The sequence below is a fragment of the Allosphingosinicella sp. genome (genome assembly GCF_036403745.1).
GTDB lineage: Bacteria > Pseudomonadota > Alphaproteobacteria > Sphingomonadales > Sphingomonadaceae > Allosphingosinicella.
This window is the reverse complement of the sequence record NZ_DASWQI010000033.1, coordinates 1-1,630: the sequence shown is the minus strand read 5'-3', so window position 1 is coordinate 1,630 and position 1,630 is coordinate 1. Positions and strand designations below refer to the sequence as shown.

1 protein-coding gene is annotated in these 1,630 nt (G+C 65.3%); it reads left to right on the top strand.

What is annotated here, in order from left to right; genetic code table 11:
• Positions 1–273 precede the first annotated feature (273 nt).
• Positions 274–1,557, top strand: a complete 1,284-nt coding sequence (locus VGC56_RS04680) for a hypothetical protein (RefSeq protein WP_464123557.1) — start codon at positions 274–276, stop codon at positions 1,555–1,557.
• The last annotated feature ends 73 nt before the right edge of the window (positions 1,558–1,630 follow it).

Sequence of the window (1,630 nt, the reverse complement as noted above, 5' to 3'; positions counted from 1 at the left end):
CGAGTTCCTCAACGAGGCCTCGCGCCCCCTGAAGATCCTCAACAGCGGCGAGCCGATCCGCGAGCTGGTCGGCTGACCAAAGCGATCTGAGGATCCGGCGGAAGAAGACAGGAATTCACCGCAGAGGGCGCGGAGAGAATCAAAATAGGAAAGAAGAGAAAGAACACCATTGAGGATTTGCTGAGCCTACCGGATTGCAGGTAATGAAGTGCCGGGTATCCGGCCAGCGCCATTCTTGTCATCCTTCTTCTTACCAGGAAAGAGGATGCAAAAATGGACGCGCGACCGAAGACCCGGCAAGTGAATCGTGAACGAAAGTCCCCCCCGCCGCAACCGCCGCGCGGGGCCAAACAGATCGTCATCCCGATGACCCGACCGCAGTACGACGACCTCTGGCATCAGACCGACCGCCTGCGGGCTTTCCTCGCGGGATGGGCCGAGGCCGCTCCCGAGTTGTTCCCGGCGGGCTTCGACCAAGGCGATCGCCTCCACGGCCTGGGGCGCGAGTCGCGCAAGCTCCCCGGGGTGAAACTGCGGAAGATCGTCCTGGCCGACGGCACTTCCTACTGGCTCCGCCCCAGCTTCGTCACCGGCTACATGACCGGGACCGTCGACGAGTTGGCGTATCCCTTGCTGTTGGCGGCGCACGGGGTTCCCCCCTGGCTGCTGACGATCGGTTTCGGCCACAGCGACATGTACTGGTATCGCATCATCGAGCGGCTGGGGCGGAACAGCCTGGTGGGGACCACCGTCCGCGACGCCGCCCGGTTGCCCGCGCATCTGGCGGCCGACGAGCATCACGCCGACTGGGCCGGCCAGAAGGGCTACGTCGCGACCACCGTCGGCGGCGGCTGCGTCTTGGGCGTGGCGCTGACGGCCTCGGCCGATGACGTCCATCTCCAGGAAGCCTACGGCGTGTTCGCGGCCGAGGCGCGGGACGTCGAGCCCGAGTACGCCCCCGAGACGGTCAACACCGACGGCTGGGCGGCGACGCGCAATGCGTTCCGGGCGTGGTTTCCCAAGATCGCGGTGGTGCTCTGTTTCCTGCACGGGTTCTTGAAGATTCGCGACCGCTGCCGCAAGGCCCACGAACTGCACCGCCGGATCTGGGACGTCTACCGTGCCGCCACCGCGGAGGAGTTCCGCCGCCTGATGGACGAGTTTCAGCGGTGGAGTGAGGCGCAGACCTGGACCGCCTCGGTGAGCGAGATGCTGACGAAGCTGTGGAACAAGACGGAGTCCTACGTGGTGGCCTATGACCATCCGGGATGCCATCGCACGAGCAATGCGGTGGACCGTCCGATGAACCGGCTGTGCCGGCTGATGTATGCCGGCCGGGGCTTGCACGGCCATCGAGGCACGTCGGAGTTGCGGCTGCGGGGCTGGGCCTTGCTGCTGAACTTTCGCCCCTATGCTCGGCGGAGCAACCGACCCCGCGCCCACGACAGTCCCGCCCATCGACTCAACGACAAACGCTATCATGAGCATTGGCTCCATAACCTCATGGCGTCCACCTCACTGATGGGCTTCAGAAACCGCGTACCTGCAATCCGGTAGGGTCAGGAACTTTTCTAAGCGCTCGCCAGTTGGTGCGCGCGTCCGAGCGGCCTGAGGCGGCCCCGCCCGGCAG

Bases quoted from the DNA above. Each gene is read 5' to 3' on its own strand.
- VGC56_RS04680 (WP_464123557.1), top strand. From the start codon at position 274: ATGGACGCGCGACCGAAGACCCGGCAAGTGAATCGTGAACGAAAGTCC.